The organism is uncultured Chloroflexus sp. (genome assembly GCF_937129525.1).
GTDB lineage: Bacteria > Chloroflexota > Chloroflexia > Chloroflexales > Chloroflexaceae > Chloroflexus.
In genome coordinates, this window is record NZ_CAKZNK010000087.1 from 39,245 (window position 1) to 58,554 (window position 19,310).

Annotated in this window: 15 protein-coding genes; 7 read left to right on the forward strand and 8 right to left on the reverse strand. The window is 57.5% G+C overall.

Annotated features, from left to right (window positions below):
• Positions 1-4: 4 nt before the first annotated feature.
• The 3 genes from thrS to Q0650_RS11005 all read right to left on the reverse strand — a co-directional run bounded on the left by thrS (position 5) and on the right by Q0650_RS11005 (position 3,688).
• The gene (gene thrS, locus Q0650_RS10995) at positions 5-1,792 is read right to left on the reverse strand and encodes a threonine--tRNA ligase (protein WP_298818890.1); all 1,788 of its coding nucleotides are present in this window, start codon (positions 1,790-1,792) and stop codon (positions 5-7) included.
• 14 nt (positions 1,793-1,806) lie between these two features.
• Positions 1,807-2,382: a hypothetical protein gene (locus Q0650_RS11000; RefSeq protein ID WP_298818892.1), complete on the reverse strand. Its 576-nt coding sequence runs from the start codon at positions 2,380-2,382 to the stop codon at positions 1,807-1,809.
• A gap of 517 nt (positions 2,383-2,899) precedes the next feature.
• Positions 2,900-3,688, reverse strand: coding sequence for an ABC-2 family transporter protein (locus tag Q0650_RS11005; RefSeq protein WP_298818894.1), 789 nt, complete (start codon positions 3,686-3,688; stop codon positions 2,900-2,902).
• 244 nt (positions 3,689-3,932) lie between these two features.
• On the opposite strand from Q0650_RS11005, the gene Q0650_RS11010 reads away from it, so the two are divergent.
• Both Q0650_RS11010 and Q0650_RS11015 read left to right on the forward strand, forming a co-directional pair.
• Positions 3,933-4,988, forward strand: a complete 1,056-nt coding sequence (locus Q0650_RS11010) for a glycosyltransferase family 4 protein (RefSeq protein ID WP_298818896.1) — start codon at positions 3,933-3,935, stop codon at positions 4,986-4,988.
• Between the two features lie 22 nt (positions 4,989-5,010).
• Complete coding sequence (locus tag Q0650_RS11015) at positions 5,011-5,985, forward strand: ATP-binding cassette domain-containing protein (RefSeq protein ID WP_298818898.1); 975 nt, start codon at positions 5,011-5,013, stop codon at positions 5,983-5,985.
• Positions 5,986-6,004: 19 nt separating this feature from the next.
• Here the strand turns inward: Q0650_RS11015 and Q0650_RS11020 are convergent, their stop codons facing one another.
• The 3 genes from Q0650_RS11020 to Q0650_RS11030 form a co-directional block, all read right to left on the reverse strand.
• The gene (locus Q0650_RS11020; protein WP_298818900.1) at positions 6,005-7,177 is read right to left on the reverse strand and encodes a sugar phosphate nucleotidyltransferase; all 1,173 of its coding nucleotides are present in this window, start codon (positions 7,175-7,177) and stop codon (positions 6,005-6,007) included.
• A 97-nt stretch (positions 7,178-7,274) separates the two neighbouring features.
• A complete protein-coding gene (locus tag Q0650_RS11025) occupies positions 7,275-7,856 on the reverse strand; it encodes an ANTAR domain-containing response regulator (protein ID WP_298818902.1) in 582 nt (193 codons plus the stop codon).
• A gap of 729 nt (positions 7,857-8,585) precedes the next feature.
• Positions 8,586-8,723: a hypothetical protein gene (locus Q0650_RS11030; RefSeq protein ID WP_298818904.1), complete on the reverse strand. Its 138-nt coding sequence runs from the start codon at positions 8,721-8,723 to the stop codon at positions 8,586-8,588.
• Between the two features lie 119 nt (positions 8,724-8,842).
• Here Q0650_RS11030 and Q0650_RS11035 point away from each other — a divergent pair, with 119 nt between their 5' ends.
• Together Q0650_RS11035 and Q0650_RS11040 are read left to right on the forward strand one after the other, a co-directional pair.
• Positions 8,843-9,739, forward strand: coding sequence for a type ISP restriction/modification enzyme (locus tag Q0650_RS11035; protein WP_298818906.1), 897 nt, complete (start codon positions 8,843-8,845; stop codon positions 9,737-9,739).
• Positions 9,740-11,239: 1,500 nt separating this feature from the next.
• Positions 11,240-11,515, forward strand: a complete 276-nt coding sequence (locus tag Q0650_RS11040) for a hypothetical protein (RefSeq protein WP_298818907.1) — start codon at positions 11,240-11,242, stop codon at positions 11,513-11,515.
• Positions 11,516-11,761: 246 nt separating this feature from the next.
• Here Q0650_RS11040 and Q0650_RS11045 read toward each other — a convergent pair whose 3' ends face one another.
• Complete coding sequence (locus tag Q0650_RS11045) at positions 11,762-12,832, reverse strand: dipeptide epimerase (RefSeq protein WP_298818909.1); 1,071 nt, start codon at positions 12,830-12,832, stop codon at positions 11,762-11,764.
• A gap of 42 nt (positions 12,833-12,874) precedes the next feature.
• Positions 12,875-13,816 carry a DMT family transporter gene (locus Q0650_RS11050; RefSeq protein ID WP_298818910.1) on the reverse strand — a complete coding sequence of 314 codons (942 nt, stop codon included), beginning with the start codon at positions 13,814-13,816 and terminating at the stop codon, positions 12,875-12,877.
• A gap of 69 nt (positions 13,817-13,885) precedes the next feature.
• Between Q0650_RS11050 and alr the strand changes: the two genes are divergently transcribed.
• The 3 genes from alr (at position 13,886) to pnp (ending at position 19,218) form a co-directional block, all read left to right on the forward strand.
• Positions 13,886-16,324: an alanine racemase gene (gene alr / locus Q0650_RS11055; protein ID WP_298818912.1), complete on the forward strand. Its 2,439-nt coding sequence runs from the start codon at positions 13,886-13,888 to the stop codon at positions 16,322-16,324.
• 118 nt (positions 16,325-16,442) lie between these two features.
• Positions 16,443-16,712 (forward strand): 30S ribosomal protein S15, encoded by a 270-nt coding sequence (gene rpsO / locus Q0650_RS11060; RefSeq protein ID WP_298818969.1) that lies wholly within the window; start codon positions 16,443-16,445, stop codon positions 16,710-16,712.
• A gap of 238 nt (positions 16,713-16,950) precedes the next feature.
• Positions 16,951-19,218: a polyribonucleotide nucleotidyltransferase gene (pnp, locus tag Q0650_RS11065; protein ID WP_298818914.1), complete on the forward strand. Its 2,268-nt coding sequence runs from the start codon at positions 16,951-16,953 to the stop codon at positions 19,216-19,218.
• Positions 19,219-19,310 lie beyond the last annotated feature (92 nt).

Here is a 19,310-nt window from a genome sequence, read left to right on the forward strand (position 1 = left end):
CTCCTCAACTGCTGCGGGTGCGAATCTCTTCCAGAGCGCGGGCCAAAAATGCATCAACCGGCATTGCGCCGAGATCTTCACCGGCCCGGGTGCGAACAGCAACTGCGTCAGCAGCCTCTTCTCTGGCTCCGATTATAAGCATATACGGAATCTTCTGCAACTGCGCCCGTCGAATCTTCCCCTGCATGCGGTCACGGTTATCGTCAAGTTCAACCCGCAAACCGGCAGCAAAGAGGCGCTGGCGAACCTTATGGGCAAACTCCATCTGCTTATCCGTGATCGGGATGATGACGGCCTGTACAGGCGCCAGCCAGAGCGGGAAGGCGCCGCCGTAGTGCTCGATCAAGACCCCCATAAATCGCTCGGTAGTGCCGGTCACAGCGCGATGCAACACGACCGGCGTATGCGGCCTGTCATCTTCGCCAATATATTCGCATCCCAGGCGGGCCGGCTGGATAAAGTCTACCTGGATCGTGCTCAACTGCCATTCACGCCCCAATACATCGCGGGCCAAAAAGTCGGCTTTGGGGCCGTAGAACGCCGCTTCACCCTCAGCCTCGAAATATTCGACATCGTTGGCTTCAAGCGCAGCGCGCAATGCGATGGTCGCCTGTTCCCACTTCTCATCGTCTTGAACGTATTTCCCATCCTTGCCGCGCAGCGATAGCCGCACTTTATAATCGGTGAATTTGTACGTGCCTAACACCTCTCGGATTACCTGCAACGCAAGGCTAAACTCAGCTTGAATCTGATCGGGTCGGCAGAAGATATGACAATCATCCTGGGTGAGGGCGCGCACTCGCGTCAAACCACTTAAGGCACCGCTATCTTCATAACGGTAGAGCGTGGCAAATTCGGCAAAGCGTAACGGCAAATCGCGATAGCTGATCACGCCGAGCTGATTGTAGAGCGTCATGTGGCTGGGACAATTCATCGGCTTGAGGCGGAAGACCAGCTCTTCGCTCTCGACCATCGGCGGGAACATACTATCCCGATAGTTGTCGTAATGGCCCGACTTGCGGTAGAGCTGCTCTTTGACGACATTCCCCGTCCAGACATGTTGATAGCCGTAGCGCGTCTGCACTTCGCGTACGAACTTTTCCATTTCGTAGCGAATGATTTCACCCTTGGGGGTAAAGATCGGCAGACCGGGACCAATGTCATCAGAGAAGAAAAACAGCCCCAACTCTTTACCCAGCCGGCGGTGGTCGCGCTTGCGCGCCTCTTCCAACCGGTGCAGATAGGCTTCCAGTTCCTCTTTGGTATTCCAGCCGGTGCCGTAGATGCGCTGCAATTGGCGATTCTTCTCATCGCCACGCCAGTACGCACCGGCGATACTCATCAGCTTAAACGCTTCCGGGTTGATTTCGCCGGTATGGTTGAGGTGTGGCCCGCGACAGAGATCCTCGAAGGTGTCCTGGCGATAGGTGGAAATAACCGTATCGCCATGATGGGTTTCGCCATATTCATCCAAACCCTTAGCCAGCCCTTCGATCAATTCCAGCTTGTAGGGCTGGTTGGCGAAAAGCTGCCGGGCTTCTTCAGCGCTGACCTCACGATAGATAAATGGATGGTTACCGGCAATGATCCGCTTCATCCGCTGCTCGATCTCGGTCAGATCTTCGGGAGTCAGCGGTCGTGGCAGATCGAAATCGTAGTAGAAACCGTTTTCAATCGGCGGCCCAATTGCGATTTTGCCTTCAGGAAACATTTCGAGCACAGCCTGCGCCATCACATGGGCCAGTGAATGACGCAGACGGTAGTAGGGATCGCTGTTGGGATCGACTGGCATAGTAGCATCTCCTTTTACCTGGTTACGATGGTAAGCGAACCGTCTTCAATCCGGGCCGCGACGAGCTGACGCCCTTGCCGGACCAGCTCGGTGTTAATCCGTTCATTCAACACTGTTGCCAGATCATCGGCTGAGACAAATGCCACTAGCGGACCCTCGATCTGCGGCGCGAGCGGCACGATCCGGCCATCACGCACTGTAACGCCGCTGCTGACCACGCTTGTCATACCATAGGCGCGCACGGTGATGATTGCCCGTTCGGCCACCAACTGCACCCTGGCCTCTTCAACCGGCAACACTGCGTCGATCCCGCCGAGATAGCTATTAATCTCGGCTTCGCTAACGGTGACTTCACCGTTCGGCAACGCCGCAATTAACGCCGGTAAGGGCGCCGCTGCTGCCGGCGCATTGACCGGTGGCACAAGCAGATCGGCGAGATAGCGACCAATGGCGGCGCTCAGTTGCGGTCGGGCCAGGAACAGATAGAGCGCTACAATGAACAGCAACCCTAACCCCAGGCGCGCAATCTGGCCGCCGCAGCTCCCCGCCTCACGGCGTCGCGCCGGTAACCGACGCGCAGAAGAACGCATAGACAGCCCCCTGGATGCGGGCAAGGTCGTCATAACCGGCTCCATACATCTGCGCAACCTGATATGCCGACCTTCAACTCAAACAGCTCTCCGCCCGCACCGGGACGAAGAGCTGCTTCGTGGTTCCACCCTGTGTTCACGCAACGCCGGGTAGAGGCGTCGCGCCTCATTGCTCGCGATAACGGGCGAATCCCGTGCTCCCATACTGGCTTTGCGCGTTCCGGGAGCCGCTCGGAGGTGGTTTTCGCCCGACCCATCTCCAGACGCGCTCTCAGTCACGGCGCGCCCTCCCTGTGGTCGGAATCGGGGTACTCGTCCTCGTCGGCGCTTTTTGATGTTGTTTGCCATGGTAGCGCGAAGCGCGCTGCGCGTCAAGGTGAAGATGCGGAAATCGGTGACATTCCTGCCATCAATTCATAGGGGATTGCGCAGGCGTGCCGCAGACACGAGACCGGCAAGCGTATGGCCCGCAACGACCGGCAAACGACCGCAGACTGGCCGATTGCTTTGTTTCACGCTAAGCCCCTACTGCACTGTAGTGGTACACACCATTTCGCCAAAGCCAGCGCAGCAGCAAACCGAGTGCGATAGCCCATCCCAGTTGATGCGCTAACCCCCAGCCAATGGCCGCTGGATCGAGCCGACCCAACAACAGCTCCAACGGGAAGCTGAGCATCGCCCGAAACGGCAACCACATCAACACTGCCGTTACCGGCGGCGGCAAGAGATCGAGCGGAATGAGGTAGCCGCTGCTGAAGGCGTACAGACCAAACCAGAAATCTTGCAACGCCAGCACCTGCGTCCACCAGAAACTTAATGCGCCGATGCAGCACTGGTTGAGGAAGTAGACAATAAACGCCAGGACGATGGCCAGCGGCAACACTGCCCAGGATAACGGCTCAGGTTGCGGAATTGCGCCAGGAGCAATCAGGGCAGCGATCAACGCAATTGGCGCCACCATGACCAACCGCAACGGCTTGTCAGCCAGCGCCATCGCCAGATAACGCCAGAGCGGATGCACCGGTCGCAACAGGTACGGCGAGAGTTCACCTAGCCGAATTTCGCGCTCCATATCCCAGATGATCCAGACGCCGGTAAGCTGACGAATGCAGAGCGCCCCGACAAAGTAGGCGACAAAATCGTCGCTGCCATAACCACCAATGACTCCGTCACCAGCCAGCGAACGCCAGACTGCCAGCATGATCAGTGGCAGCATGCCGGTAACAACCCAGATAAAGAGTTGAGCGCGATAGGCCAGCGCATCAGCCCAGGCTGCGCGCATCAGAACGGCAAATTTGGCGAGCATAGACGCGCTACCTTCATGTCACTGCCGCAACGCTCGCGCGTTATTATCGATCAGACACTCTTTCTATTGTAGCAAAAGTGGCGCAACATTTTGAAGTTGTTGTCCATCCGCAGAGTTACCTTGCGCTGCTGAGCGGTCGGCATTGATCTTTTACTGATGACATTGAACAAATTCCCGCTCTTTACAATGATCTGGCTCGTTTCGATTATGATAGAGAAGACAACGCACTCTAAACGGAGAACTCATGCGCATCGCTTTTCTCGACTCGTGGATTCAGCAGGTGGCCGAAGGCAGTGGCACCGCCGCCGCAATTGGCGGTCTTGGCTACGCTTTGCGCAAACACGGCCATCACGTCGCCCGCATTTCGCCACCGGTCATGTGGCCACCCAACCTGACCTTGCGCCGGTTGCTATTCAACCTGTACGTGCCGGCACTGCTCCGCGCGCTACCCTACGATCTTATTGTCGGGGTAGATATTGATGGTGTTCTGGTAGCAGGACGAGTCACTTCCCCCTATGTCTGTAGCATTAAGGGAGTGATTGCCGAAGAACTGCAACACGAACGCGGCAACGTCCGTCGATTGCTCTGGTTGCTCTCGCGTCTCGAACGGATCAACGCCCGTCGCGCGCCACTCGTGATTACAACCAGTGTCTACTGCCGGCGCAGCGTGCAACACCACTACGGGGTGCCGGAAGAACGCATTCGGATTGTGCCCGAAGGGATCGATCTGGCGGCCTGGCCACAACCAGAGCGGCGAGGCGATGGCCAGACAATTCTCTGCGTAGCCCGTCAATATCCGCGCAAACACATCGCCGATCTGATCCGCGCTTTTGCTCAGGTACGGCGACAGTTCCCACAGGCCAGACTGGTGATCATCGGCGATGGGCCAGAACACGCCAACCTGCGCGCGCTGGCCGCCGGGTTAGATCTTAACGACGCCTGCCAGCTACTCGGCGCGCTGCCCAATGATGACGACGTGAAGGCCTGGTATTATCGCGCCGATCTCTTCTGCTTGCCCAGCGTGCAAGAAGGTTTCGGCATCGTCTTTCTTGAAGCGATGGCTGCCGGGCTGCCGATAGTCGCTACCACTGCCGCCGCAATACCCGAAGTCGTGCCCCACGGCGAAGCCGGTTTACTGGTTCCACCCGGCGATATACCGGCGCTGGCTTCAGCGTTGAGCGCCTTGCTAGCCGATCCGGCCCTCCGTCAACGCTACGGCGAATTCGGTCGCGCATACGTCGATCGGTTTGATTGGATGCTCGTCGCCGAACGGTTTCTGACTGTGACCCGTGGTTGGTGAAGTTTTCGGAAAGAAATGCTGTATGTCGATTGAAGTTCGCAATCTGCGCAAATACTACCAGGTCCATCGCAAAGAGGCCGGCCTTGCCGGATCGCTGCGCGCTTTCGCGCGCCGGCGTTACGAGACCGTCAAAGCAGTTGACGGTATCGATTTCACCATTGCCCCAGGCGAAATGGTCGGGTTTCTCGGCCCCAACGGCGCCGGCAAAACGACAACGCTCAAAGTGCTGGCTGGCCTGCTGCACCCAACCAGCGGCGAAGTGCGAGTGCTTGGCTACACGCCCTTTGACCGCCAAACCGCCTTTCTCAAGCAGATTACGCTGGTGATGGGACAAAAACAACAACTGCTCTGGGACCTACCGGCAATCGAGACCTTCGAAGTCAATCGGGTCATCTTCGAGGTACCGCTTGCCGAGTACCGCAGCACACTCGCCGAACTAATCGATTTGCTCGATCTCGGCGATCTGCTCAACAAACAGGTGCGCAAGCTCAGTCTCGGCGAGCGGATGAAGTGTGAACTGGCCGCAGCTCTCCTCCATCGCCCTAGAGTCCTCTTCCTCGACGAACCGACTATCGGCCTCGACGTAACGATGCAGGCGCGGGTGCGCGAGTTTGTTGCCGAATATAACCGGCACTACGGCGCGACCGTACTGCTCACCAGCCATTACATGGCTGATGTCACTGCGCTCTGTCGAAGAGTGATAGTGATCAACCACGGACGCTTACTCTACGACGGCAATTTGCAGAGTATGATTGAGCAGGTCGCCCCCCACAAGATCATCCATCTGGTTTTGAGCGAACCGGTTGCGGTAGAGATATTGGCGCGCTACGGCGAGGTGCAACGCGCTGAGGGGCTTGAAGTCGAACTAAAAGTTGCCCGCAATGAGACGACACGCATCGGCGCGCGGCTACTGGCCGAACTACCGGTCGCCGATGTAAATATCGCTGAACCGCCAATCGAAGAAATTATCGGCGAAGTGTTCGGTCAGCCAGTGTAGGGAAGGTTAACAGCCCTCTTCAAGCCGACGCGCCATAGGTCACGACACTACCAGGCGCAACCACGCTTTGCGGCGCAACAAACGACCGCGCGGCAATCACAGCGCCGCGGGTACGCATCTCGGCCAGCGATAGTACACCGTTGACGACAGCCACCGGCTGCGCATCAGGGAGTTCAGCCGCATTCAGCGCGGCATGATGGCCAATTTGAGCCTCGTCGTCGATCCATGAATGGCTCACCATGGCATCTGCCCCTACCATCGCTTCAGCCCCAATCACCGAACCACCCACCATCGCGCCGGGACCAATTGTTGCGCCGGCTTCGAGCACTGAAGCAACTACCAGCGCGCCCGGCCCAACTATAGCGCGCGGGCCGATCACCGTCGGCCCGACAATCCGTGCCTGAGCCCCGATCTGCGCCCCCTCTCCGATCACAACCGTCCCCTCCAGCTCAACCTGATCATCGATCCGAGCGGTGGATGCAATCTGCGACTGCGCCATCCGCGCCAGCAAAAAGCGGGCCGCCAGCAATGCCTCCCAGGGTGTGCCGACCGGAATCCAGTGACCGGCACAGATGTGGCAGGCGATTGGATGGAGAGCGGACAGCAAGGCAATAAGATCGGTCAGTTCAAGTTCCCCGCGCGGCGACGGGATGATCTGCCGCGCCAGTGGAAAGACCTCCTCATCGAAATGGTAAATGCCGGGATTGGCAAGCGCATCAGCCGGCGGATGAGCCGGTTTCTCGATAATCCGGTAGACCAGCCCATCCCGCACATCAAGCACGCCGAACGACCGCGGATCGGCAACGCGCAGACCGGCAACAGCGTAACGATGCTGACAGACCCCGATCACATCAGCGCGGTCAATCAGGTTATCGCCGTACAGCAACAAAAAGGGTTCATCAATTGGCGCAGCAGCCAGTAACGCCCCAGCCGTGCCGTTAATCACGGTCTGATGGACGTAACGGAGCGCCATCCCACGATATTCGGCGCCAAACTGAGCTATTATCTGATCGGCGCGATAGCCAACCACGAGGGTAACACGGTCGATCAGGCCAACCAGCTCATCGAGAATGTGCGCCAGTAGTGGCTGGCCAAGCAGCGGAATCAATGGCTTTGGACGATGTTCGGTTAGCGGACGAGTGCGCGTTGATGCGCCGGCAACCAGAATTACCGCATGACGAGCAGCAGGCATAGTCTCCTCCCAGAATAGCTCGCTCCAGATTCAGGATACCACAGCCTGCTTGCAAATCATCTGCCATCTAAGCAACCGGCGTCTATCGATGACACTGCTAGCCATTTGACAACTGGTGGGTCAACAAGATCGCCTGGGCCACTTCCCGCATCGTCTTGCGGTTACGCATCGCCATTTGCTGAATCCGGCGAAACGCCTCGGCCTCAGTCAAACCGTGTTGTTCCATCAACACACCCTTTGCCTGCTCGATCTCTTTGCGTGTCTCAATCCGGTCACGCAACGCCATCACCTCATTGCGACGCGCCTGATACATCTGCCAGCGCGCCAGGGTCACTTCGATCAAGGGCATCAACTCAGCATCGCGAAACGGTTTGATCAGATAGCCAAACACACCGGCCATCCGCGCGCGCGCAGCCAGGTCTCGCGAAGCCGACGCGGTCAGCAAAATCACCGGCGCCACCTCCTCGTGGCACAGGATAGTTGCCGCTTCCAATCCATCAAGCTGCGGCATTTTGTAGTCAAGCAAGACCAGATCGGGGCGAAGCTGACGCGCCATCACAACCGCTTGCTGCCCATCTGCTGCTTCGCCAACAATCAGATAACCGAGCGACTGCAACGTTTCGCGTAGATGCATTCGAATCAGCGATTCATCATCAGCAATCAAGAGTCGCGCTGCCATGCGTGCTCCAAAAAAGAATAAGCACCCGCCGCCGCAACAGTGCGACGCGCAGGTGGCATCAATGCGAATAGTATCGATGTAATTTCAGTATACGTAAACAGAGCAGTACATGCTATGGTTGAATTGCACAATGTGTTATGGATAGGAGTAATAGAAAACGCTGCGCATCAATCGACGATGCCAGCGCAACTCCTGCTCTGTGAGCGCGCTACCCTCACCATCTCCCTGCTCGTACCGACTGCTACGCGGCGAGTTGACAAACAATGCCTGGCGAAGACTTCCTGATGCGGAAACTGCTGGTGGAAACGCTTGAGCAGATCAACGAGGGAGGTAGCCGGTCATCGTCACCCGCGACGCGCAACCGGGCGCGCTCCGCTTTAAGGAAGCCGCATGCGACCAGCGCCGGGATACAGCAGTACACCATCGCCGTCGCGCTCATCCGCCGATACTAATCGAGGCTCGAACAGTTCCCTGGTGTCGGCAACCAGCGCCGCGATGGCCCGGCGCGGACAGAAATGAACGAGACTGTGCAGTATGCGCCGAGAAATTTCCCAATGCAATCGGAAGACCCTTAACTGCTCAGTTCGTAGAGGATAATACTATCGCGTTAGTTGAATTCGTGTTGACAGAAGAGGGTGTAAGGGTTTCCTCGGAAAGACATTATCGTTTAGTGTCTCTCGATGACCTTTCAGAAGAGGAGATTAAAGAATACAACCGACATCGCTTAACTTAATCTTGCAATAATGGATAGATTATCATTTTCCCCTCTACCTCTACCCCGAAGCCGAGCGCAAAGACCTCTTTAGCGACCAGGAGCCGCAGGGGCGCCGGCCAAATCTGAAACCAGACCTGCTCGCGGTGCTGCAAAAGGCGTATACTTCCTCCCCCCAGCCCCCTCCCCGCGAGCCGTATAACCCCACCCCCGCACCCCCTCCTCGCGAGCCAGATAACCCCACCCCCACACCCCTCCCCACGAGCGGGGAGGGGTGTGGGGGGAGGGGTCTTGGCGTACCCCGCCGCACCTCTGGGAAAAACTCAAGCCCCTCGCCCAGGAGATGCGTCGGCATCCCACACCTGCGGAGAAGATGTTGTGGCAACACCTGCGGGATAAGCAACTCTTGGGATACAAATTCCGGCGTCAGCACACCATTGGGCGCTTCATTGTGGATTTCTATTGCCGGGATGCAGGGCTGGTCATTGAGGTGGATGGGCCTATTCATCAATATACCGCAGAGGAAGACGCAATCCGCCAGGAGTTCCTGGAACGTCAGGGATTGCGCGTATTGCGTTTTACCAACGACCAGGTCTTCACCGACCTAACGAGTGTGCTGGCCGCCATTGGCCGGGCCTTGAAAGAATCGTCGGTCTCCGTTACTCCGGAGCAGGTCTTCCATTACATCTACGCCGTGCTATACGCCCCAACCTATCGGGAGAAATACGCCGACTTCCTGCGCCGGGACTTCCCCCGCATCCCCTTCCCCGCCGACCCTGAACTCTTTGCGGAGCTGGCCGCCCTGGGCAAGAAACTGGTCGCCCTGCACCTGCTCCGTTCGCCCGACCACGATCCGCCCCTCGCCCACTTTGAGGGGACGGGGGATAACCGCGTGGTCAACGTCGCCTACGACGCGGCAGCGAAGAAAGTCTCGATCAACGAGACCCAGTACTTTGCGCCGGTTGCCCCAGACGTGTGGGAGTACACCATCGGCGGTTACCAGGTGTGTGAGAAATGGCTCAAAGACCGCCGGGGCCGGTCACTCACCCTGGACGACATCCGCGCCTACTGCCGCATCGTCACCGCCCTGGCGCGCACAATGGAGATTCAGGCGGAGATTGACAAGCTGTATCCGCGCGTGGAGCAAACGCTGCTATCTCTGAAAACCTGAGCAGGATTGCCATTGCCCAACATGCCCATCCAGCCGACACGCTCCGCTTGCTGCGCTTGCTTCGCGCGCGACTGATGCCCAGCCTGGAGTATCGAGCAGCAGGCAATGTCAGCAGCGAGAGGTGAAAGGCTCGGCGAAAGGTGCAGGTACGCCAGGCTCTCAAGTTCGGCAGGACTATGGCGCAGCGCTTGCCATGGCCGGCCTGTGACGACGGTGAACGGTTAGCGGGTGTTTTGGTAATAGTGTTGTGCTACCGTTGTGCTACAGTCATTGCGGAGTATGACAATATCGTTTGCGCTTTGCCAGAAGTGATAGGCGGGCTTGCAGACGGTGGGGTTTTGCTCCAGTCCGCATTGGCACCCAACAAGCGATTCACCTGACGCCGCTGCGCGGCGCAGATGGAGCATATGCCGTTAGCCCGCTTATTTTAAGAAGACATATGATGTGTCGATTTTTTTCTGCGTTGTTTTTATTAGCATTGCTGGTAGTAATAAGCGGCTGCGGCTCCGCATACCCTGAACCTACTGAAATTAGCAGGAATACCATTGTGTATGAGATGAGATTATCCGCCTCAACAATGGTGGAGGCAAAGGAGACACAGACCAAATAGTAGCAAGAGATGTTGCAACAACTATTGAGTTTGGAGCAGGAATTGCTGCTGGATTTAAGTCCGTTGTAGAAGGAGCCATTTCTGCAAAGTACAGTGCGTATAGCAACACTTCAAAGAGTATCCGTGTAGTTGCACCCCCTGGAACGAATATGGAGTTTGTTTTGCGCTGGTTCTATGATGTGCGGGCCGGCAATGTGCAAATCAACGTACAGACCACGACATACGAAGTCCGAATACCGATTTCGGTCGAACAGATCTCAGCCCGAGATAGGGGTTGTTAAATATTGCCCTCTTAACCTACACAGAGCGCCAGCGCAGTCCATACTACTTCACGACCATACTTTACAAACTGACGGCTCATTTCGCGAGCACAAGTTAACGCCAATTGCAAGTACAGGAATCATAGCCCAGGGGACATATTGTGGCGGAATAGCCCCATTTGACGAAACAGAAACCTCGCAAAATCTTAATATTCAGCAAATAAGACTTGAAGAAATTTCAAATAGATGTAACCACTATCCTTAACATAGAAAAATCTAACTTTTCTTCTATAAAGACATCGCTATCCATAAAAAAGTTTTTAGAACAACAAACAAATCAATAGAGAAACATGGTTATGTTTTTGATATGCATATCAATACAGGAGACAAAAAATTTTTTAACACACTTTGAACCATCAAAATCCATATAGTTTTAGATCTAGACTTATATTATCATTGTGATAGTTACTGCTATCTTGGCAACTGCAAATAATATCAAGCGGGCTAACTCTCACTTGCGCCTGACACCGCCGCGCTACGCTTCGCGGCACGGATGAAACGCAAGCGGTTAGGCGCCAGAGAGTGTTTGGCGTCAAGACATACCATCTCAGCGTATTGAGGTGTACAGGTATGAAACTGTTGAAGCGAATTTTCAGATCTCAGGAAAACAATCTTGTTGTCTGTTTTCGAGTTCAGAACTATGCAGAGATGTGCCAGCGCGACGCAAAAGCAATCCTGAAACTAGAGCACAATCTTGTAGAATCAGGAGCAATTTCTGCCAAAATTGACGTTCCATCAAAACTCTGTTGCGTAACAATTACGGATCCAACCGTGAAGCCCGAAGACATCCGGCAAGTATTGGAAACGCTCGGCTCCCGCGTTATGCCCGAAATCAGGGAGGCGTAAATTGACATGAGCAAGCTTACCCGTAAGACTTTTTGAAGATAGGGCAGCAAACCCGGCAAGCCTCACTGCCAACCAATGCTTCCCCCCGACTCACCCACTACAACCTGCGACCGTTCTTGCCGTCCCGACTACCATAGACCAGTCAGCGGAACTTCTGTATTTGACTGGCGAGTAATCAGCCGCTCAGATCGAATGAGATTAATAGCGCTCTCGCTCGCGAGAGCATGAACACGCAGGAACTCTCGATCAGGGATTAACGCCATGACCGGCGGTGATGTGGCTGAGGTCGATTGTGCCACCGCGCAACACAAAACCGCCTGAGAAGGGATTTTCAGCCAGAAAGAGCGGTGTATCGAGATCGACAAAGCGGAAGCCACCCAGACCGGCAGCAACATGCGCTGACATAGTCATCGCGAGAATCGATTCAACCATCCCGCCAATCATCAGTCCTAATCCGGCAGCGCGCGCAATTGCCGCAATCTCTAACGCTTCCACCACCCCGGTCTTCATCAACTTAATATTGATCACTTGAGCTGCCCGCTCAAACGCAATCCGCAACACATGTGCCGCGCTGGAAGCCGTCTCATCGGCAGCAATCGGCACGCCGCTCCACCGCGCCAACTGCCGCATCCCTTCCCAATCGTCAGCCGGTACCGGTTGTTCAACCAGAGCCGGCACAATCTGCTGCAGGCATAACGCTCCCAGCAACTCCAGTGTCGTCTCGGCGGTCAATCCGCCATTGCCGTCGAGAATCAACGGCGCGTCGGGTGCCACCGCCCGGATCGCTGTAATGCGCGCCAGATCGTGTTGTAGATCACTGCCGCCGATCTTAACCTTGATCTGGCGAATACCACGGTCAAGAATATCGAGCGCAGCCAGTGCCGCTTCCTCTACCGTACCGGTGGTGATGGTCATATCGGTTTCCAGCGTTTGGCCGGCGCCACCGAAGAAGACGTACAGCGGGATACCGTAGTGGCGCGTCAGCGCATCGAGCACTGCCGTCTCGATGGCGCAACGAGCCGATCCGCTTGCCCCGATCCGCTCGCGCAACAGGTCGGCAATCGCTCGCCACTCGCGCGCGTCTGCCCCTTCAATTGCCGTTCGCACCGACTCGATTGCCGCTTGTGCTCCGGCCTGCGTCTCGCCGTTGAAAGCGGGGAAAGGAGCAGCCTCACCGTAGCCCCGCACCCCATTTGCGAGTTCCACCGTAACCAGCAAATTACGGGCGATCTCCTGCGCGCCACCGGCAATGCCAAACGGACTGCGCAGCGGAATATCGAGCGGAGCGACATCGAGCGCGCGGATCACGGTATCCATAGCTTCCTCGCTGCACGTTCATATCACCCAGACCCAACAATCTTACTTCCTGGCGTGGGAACGACGCAAATAGATGGTAATCGTCACCAGCACGATACCTGCGCCCAACACTTGCCAGACACTTTGCAACTGCTCACCGAGCAACAATGCTGCCAGCGCCAGCGCACTGATCAGACGCCAGCCCATCGTGCTGCTGACCATTGGCGCGCCAAGCTGGCGCAAGGCCACAATCTGGCCAAGATTGGCGCCAAGCAGCACAAACACGATGAAAGCGGCAAAGACTGCCCAATCGAACGGGCCGATAACGGTAAACTGCTGCCACGGCTCACTTAAGAGCAGACTCATCGCGCCACAGGTCACGGTGAGCGCAATCAGTTGGATCAGCAGCATTGCTTCTGCCCGCACGTGACCGGTGCCGGTCGCGCGCGGTATCAAGATCATGTACAATGCCAGCGCGCAGGCCGAGACGAAGGCGATGGCAATGCCGATCAGATCGCTACCGGTGAGGCGCAACATGGCGCCACTGCTCAGATCACCGCTCATCATCAGCAACGAACCGAAGATCGAGAGACCGATAGCCGGCAGCGTAAACGGTGGCAACCGTTCACGAAAGAACACCTTACTCATCAACGCGACAATGAGCGGGGTTAGCAACGTAATCAGTTGCACATAGATCGCCAGCGTGAAGCGCGCCGAGGTGAGGTTGGTCATCGCCCGCGCGCTGACTACCAGCGCGAAAAGCCAGATGATCGGTGTTAACCACACGCGCCGATCGAGATGGCGATAGGCAAAGGGCAGGTAGATGAGCAGTGCAATCGCGTTGCCGAGAGCGAGAATAGCCATGCTGGGCAGATGGCTAATCGTTTGCAGATAGCGAGCCAGTACGGGATAGGCGCCCCAGCCGGTATGGGCAAAGAGGGCAACAATCAGCCATGTCCACGTAACACCGGCCCGGGTTGCGGTAGCGGCAGATGAATTACTCATGGCGAGTATTATAGCAAAAGTTGACTAAGCTAAAAATGTCTTTATGCCTGTCTGTCCGGGAGAACGCCTATGCCTGTTCAGCTCGCCGATCTGATTGCCGCTGGTGGCACTCTGGTTGGAACTGCTTTTACCGATAGCTTCACCGATTGGAGTTATGACTCGCGGTTGACCGCCGCCGGCGAATGCTTTATCGCCCTCCGCACTGCCCGCGCTGACGGTCACGACTACATCCCGGCGGCGCTGGCCGCCGGAGCGCGTGGCGTGTTGTGCAGTCGCCCACCACGCGCTGACATCAACGCAACCGTCATTGTCTGCCCTGATCCGCAGACGCTCCTGCTGCGCTGGGCCAGTCAGCGCCTGCGCTCATTGCAACCAACCGTTATTGCAGTTACCGGCGGCATCGGCAAGACGTTAGCCCGCCGCGCGATTGCAGCCGTACTGGCAACCCGGCACCCCACCTTTCAAAGCCGGCGCAATTTTAACTCGCTGCTCGGTCTGCCAATTTCGCTCGCCCGCCTCCGCGACGATGACCGCTACGCAGTGCTCGAATTCGCCGGCGAGCACCTGGCTCCCCTGGCGGCAGCCTTTCCGCCGAGCCTGGCCGTCATCACGCCGGCAGCCGATCCCGGGATGGCAACGTTGCTGGCAGCGCAAGGAGCCAGTGTGCTCATCGCGACCGACAACTTTCACTACGCCGGCGCAGGCGGGATCGAGATCCAGGCCACAGCGATTGAATACGGACGCCACGGCGTTACCTTCATCGCTCAGGGCAGTGGGATCAGATTGCCAATCGCTACTCCCTTGCTCGGCCCGCCGGGTGTGGCTGCGGCACTGGCGGCAGTTGCCACCGGCCTGGCCTGCGGTATCGCGCCATCAGCTATATCGCAGGCCTTGACCCAATTGACTACCCCTGCCGGACGTTTGCGACCCTTGCCGGGATCACGCGGCGAAACCATCCTTGATGATAGCTTCAATGCCACGCTCCCGGCTATGATCGCTGCCTTGCAAACTCTGGCCGCATTGCCTGCGCAACGACGCATTGCCGTGCTGGGAACACCTGCCGAGCTACCGGCTATCGATCCTACGCCGATGTTGATCGACCTGGGCACGCAAGCGGCGCGGAGCGCCGATTACCTGATCTTTAAAGGCATCGGCGCGGCGACGATGGCACATGCAGCGCGAGCAGCCAATCCCAATGCAGCCATCCATATCGTTGACACCAATAGCGCCGCCCGCGCCGCCCTTCCACATGACCGCGCTGCCGCCGATCTGATACTGGTATCAGGCGGCGCAGGCGAACGCCTCGAACAGATCATTGCGCCGCTGCTGGCGCCCGATCATCCGCCAGAACATTATCTCATGCGGCAAGAACCGGCCTGGCGCAGCGCGCGGATCGGCGATCCCGGTCGGCCCACATGGGTTCATCTCGATCTCACTGCCATCGCCGATAATATCCGCCTTCTGCGCGCCCACGCTGGCGTGCCTCTTATGGTTGTCCTCAAAGGTGATGGCTACGGCCATAGCGCGGCGCGGGTAGGAAGAGCCGCCCTTGCCGCTGGCGCCGACATGCTGGCCGTCGCCACACTCGGCGAAGGACGGGCATTACGCGCCCAGGGTATCAACGCGCCGATCCTCGTCTTGGGGTACACCCCGCCATGGCAGGCCGCCGACGCAATCCGCCTCGACCTGATGGTGACCCTCTTTGATGACGACACGGCCCAGGCTCTCAATGCCGCTGCGCGCGAACTCGGCCAGCGCGCGCGCGTCCATGTCAAAGTCGATACCGGTATGGCCCGTCTCGGGCTGTCGGTCACGGAAGCAGGCCCTTTCCTTGCGCGCCTCAGTGACCTTCCCGGCATTGAACCAGTAGGTATCTACACGCACTTTGCCCGCGCCGACGAGGCCGATCCTGCGCCAACTGAACGCCAGATAGCCAGATTTCAGACGGCGCTCAACGAAATTACTGGCGCCGGCCTGCGACCACCAATCGTGCATGCAGCCAATAGCGCCGCTACCTTACGATTCCCGGCAGCCCGATTCGATATGGTCAGACCCGGGCTGGCCTGCTATGGTCTCGCGCCCAGTCCAGCTTCGCCACTTCTACCCGGCATGCGCCCTGCGCTCAGCTTCTACAGCGAGGTGGCGCAAGTCCGCGAACACCCGGCAGGAACACCGATCTCGTATGGCGGCGTGTACGTCACCTCGCGACCTTCCCGCATTGCCACTATTCCGGTCGGTTATGCCGACGGTTTGCGCCGCTCGCCGCCATGGCGCTTTGTGCTCATTCGTGGTCGCCGCGCGCCAATTGTCGGTCGAATCTGCATGGACTACGCGATGGTTGATGTCACCGACATCCCTGGTGTGCAACGGGGCGACGCGGTGACAATCATCGGCCGTCAGGGTGACGACGAAATTGGGGTGGATGAAATTGCCGGTTGGTTAGGAACAATCAGCTATGAGGTACTCACCGGTATTTTGCCGCGTGTGCCACGCGAGGTTGGATGGTGAAGCTTGCGCGACATAAGTTGGCAAAACCTGACAATCTATGCTATAATATCGACAACTTTGAATGCAGGAACGCCGGGCTGCGCCGGCCCGCGCGCGATTACGCGAGGAGGAACCACTCGTGGCGCTTGAAAAAGAGGAAAAGTCGCAAATTATCAACGGGTATCAAATTCACGAGAGTGATACCGGTTCGCCCGAAGTTCAAGTTGCTCTTCTAACTGAGCGCATCAATCAACTGATTGAGCACCTGCGCGTCCACTCCCACGACCACCATTCGCGGCGTGGCCTGCTCAAGCTAGTCGGGCGACGGCGACGACTGCTCAACTATCTGCAGTCTAAGGATCGTGAACGTTATCGTAGCCTGATTAATCGCCTCGGTCTGCGCCGCTAAGTATGGTAGGGGCAACCGTCGGTATGAAATAAGGTCGAGGAGGGCGCCAGCGGTATTCGCCGCGCGGCGCTCTTTGCTTGTCAGTGGTCTGGCGCGGTGGTTCGGGATTGGCGCGTGCGAATGATACCCTCGTGCGCATACGCCAGTGCCGAACTCCGCGCCCCGGCTGCCAGCGCAGCCGTAGTTTGGTTTTGAGCGGGCGAGTAATGCCCATTCTGGTCAGGAGTAGCAAGCACGTATGACAGAACGAAAAATTTATACCGTCAGCGCGGAGATTGCCGGTCGTACTTTAACCCTGGAAGCCGGACGTTTCGCCGAGCAGGCCGATGGCGCAGTGGTAGCCCGCTACGGCGACACGATGCTGCTGGCGACTGTTGTCTGCGCCAAAGAGGCGCGTGAAGGCACTGATTTCTTCCCGCTTACCGTCGATTACGAAGAGAAGATGTACGCGGTAGGCAAGATTCCTGGTAATTTCTTCAAACGCGAAGGCCGACCTACCACCACAGCGATTCTCATCTCACGGTTAACTGATCGCCCACTGCGCCCCCTCTTTCCCAAAGGGTTCTACAACGAAGTACAGGTGATTATCACCACCTTCTCGATCGACATGGAGAACGATCCCGGTCCACTGGCCATTATCGCCGCCTCGGCTGCCTTGTCGATCAGCGATATTCCCTTCGCCGGCCCGGTGGGAGCGGTGCAGATGGGGCATCTCAACGGCGAGCTGGTCGTTAACCCCAAGATGGGAGACATCGAAAAGAGCCGGCTTGATCTGGTTGTTGCCGGCACGAAAGATGCTGTGTTGATGGTCGAAGCTGGCGCGTATGAGTTGACTGAAGACGAGATGCTCCAGGCGGTCATCGATGGGCACGCCGTCTGCAAACAGATTTGCGAGCTGCAAGAGCAGTTGGTGCAGCTCTGCGGCAAACCCAAGCGGCCCTTCACTCCGCCTGTAATCGATACCTCGCTCGAAGAGGCAGTTAGCGCCTGGATGGGCGATCGCCTGCGCCAGGCCGTTCGCAGTCCGATTAAGCAGGAACGTGAGGCGCAAACCGAGGCGCTGAAGGCCGAGGTGATCGCTCACTTCACCGCCGATGAGCCGGAGGAAGAGATACCGAACCGCACCAAAGAGGTGACCAAGGCGTTCGAGAAGCTTCTCAAGGATGAAGTGCGCAACGCCATCCTTGATGAAGGCATCCGGGTCGATGGCCGTGCCCTCGATGAGATTCGCCCGATCAGCATCGAGGTCGGAGTCGTGCCTCGCGTCCACGGTTCGGCAGTCTTTACTCGTGGTCAAACCCAGGTGTTGACGATCACTACTCTCGGTTCGCCCGGCGATGAGCAAAAAGTTGACGATCTTGGCATCGAGACGACCAAACGCTACATTCACCACTATAACTTCCCGCCGTTTAGCACCGGTGAAGTGCGCCGACTCAGCACCCCTCGCCGGCGCGACATTGGCCACGGCGCTCTCGCCGAGCGCTCGCTGTACGCTGTGCTCCCTAGCGAAGAGGAGTTCCCGTACACGATCCGTCTCGTCTCTGAAGTGCTCTCATCGAATGGATCGTCATCAATGGCCTCAGTTTGCGGCTCGTCGCTGAGCCTGATGGATGCCGGCGTGCCGATTAAAGCGCCGGTAGCTGGGGTGGCAATGGGTCTGATCACCGGAGCAGATGGGCGCTGGCGTGTGTTGACCGATATTCAAGGCCTCGAAGATGCCCTCGGTGATATGGACTTTAAGGTAGCCGGCACTGCCAAAGGTGTCACCGGTTTGCAAATGGATATCAAGACTACCGGTATCACCTACGAGATTATGCGGCAGGCTTTCGCGCAGGCTCGCGCCGGACGGCTCTTCATTCTCGAGAAGATGAACGCAGTGATCAGCGCACCGCGCCCTGAGTTGTCGATCTATGCGCCGCGCATTATGACGATCCAGATCCCGGTGGAAAAGATCGGCGCGCTGATTGGCCCCGGCGGTAAGACGATCCGGAATATTTGCGATACGACCGGCGCTCAGATCGATATCGAAGATGATGGTCGCGTCTTTATTACCACACCTGATGGGGAAGCGGCTAAGAAGGCAATCAGCATGATCGAGGGGCTGACCCGCGAAGCAAAAGTGGGTGACATCTTTCTCGGCAAGGTAGTCAGTATTAAGCCGTTCGGCGCTTTCGTCAATATCCTGCCCGGCAAAGATGGCATGGTACACGTATCAGAACTTGACGATAAGCGAGTTGAGAATGTCGAAGATGTGGTTTCGCTCGGCGATGAGATCAATGTAATGGTGATTGATATTGACCGGACAACCGGCAAAATCAGCCTGAGCCGCCGGGCAGTGCTGACCGGCGAGACGCCGGAAGAACGAAAAGCTGCTGGCGCCGCGCCGCGCCCGCGTCCGCGGGATGAACAGCGCGGTGGACGCGATGAGCCGCGCAGTCTGCGCGAAGAGTTGCGTGGGCCGCGCCGCGATGCCGATCGGCCACGCCCAAGACGGCGCGACGATTAGGCTGGCGGCTGAATGTCTCCAAGATGGTTCGATTCGGTTTTTTGTGACCAAAGACAAAGGACGGCGCGACGATTAGGCTGGCGGCTGAATGT

Excerpts from the sequence above, each read along its gene's own strand:
- thrS (WP_298818890.1), bottom strand. The coding sequence starts at position 1,792 with ATGCCAGTCGATCCCAACAGCGATCCCTACTACCGTCTGCGTCATTCA.
- Q0650_RS11000 (WP_298818892.1), bottom strand. The coding sequence starts at position 2,382 with ATGCGTTCTTCTGCGCGTCGGTTACCGGCGCGACGCCGTGAGGCGGGG.
- Q0650_RS11005 (WP_298818894.1), bottom strand. The coding sequence starts at position 3,688 with ATGCTCGCCAAATTTGCCGTTCTGATGCGCGCAGCCTGGGCTGATGCG.
- Q0650_RS11010 (WP_298818896.1), top strand. The coding sequence starts at position 3,933 with ATGCGCATCGCTTTTCTCGACTCGTGGATTCAGCAGGTGGCCGAAGGC.
- Q0650_RS11015 (WP_298818898.1), top strand. The coding sequence starts at position 5,011 with ATGTCGATTGAAGTTCGCAATCTGCGCAAATACTACCAGGTCCATCGC.
- Q0650_RS11020 (WP_298818900.1), bottom strand. The coding sequence starts at position 7,177 with ATGCCTGCTGCTCGTCATGCGGTAATTCTGGTTGCCGGCGCATCAACG.
- Q0650_RS11025 (WP_298818902.1), bottom strand. The coding sequence starts at position 7,856 with ATGGCAGCGCGACTCTTGATTGCTGATGATGAATCGCTGATTCGAATG.
- Q0650_RS11040 (WP_298818907.1), top strand. The coding sequence starts at position 11,240 with ATGAAACTGTTGAAGCGAATTTTCAGATCTCAGGAAAACAATCTTGTT.
- Q0650_RS11045 (WP_298818909.1), bottom strand. The coding sequence starts at position 12,832 with ATGGATACCGTGATCCGCGCGCTCGATGTCGCTCCGCTCGATATTCCG.
- Q0650_RS11050 (WP_298818910.1), bottom strand. The coding sequence starts at position 13,816 with ATGAGTAATTCATCTGCCGCTACCGCAACCCGGGCCGGTGTTACGTGG.
- alr (WP_298818912.1), top strand. The coding sequence starts at position 13,886 with ATGCCTGTTCAGCTCGCCGATCTGATTGCCGCTGGTGGCACTCTGGTT.
- pnp (WP_298818914.1), top strand. The coding sequence starts at position 16,951 with ATGACAGAACGAAAAATTTATACCGTCAGCGCGGAGATTGCCGGTCGT.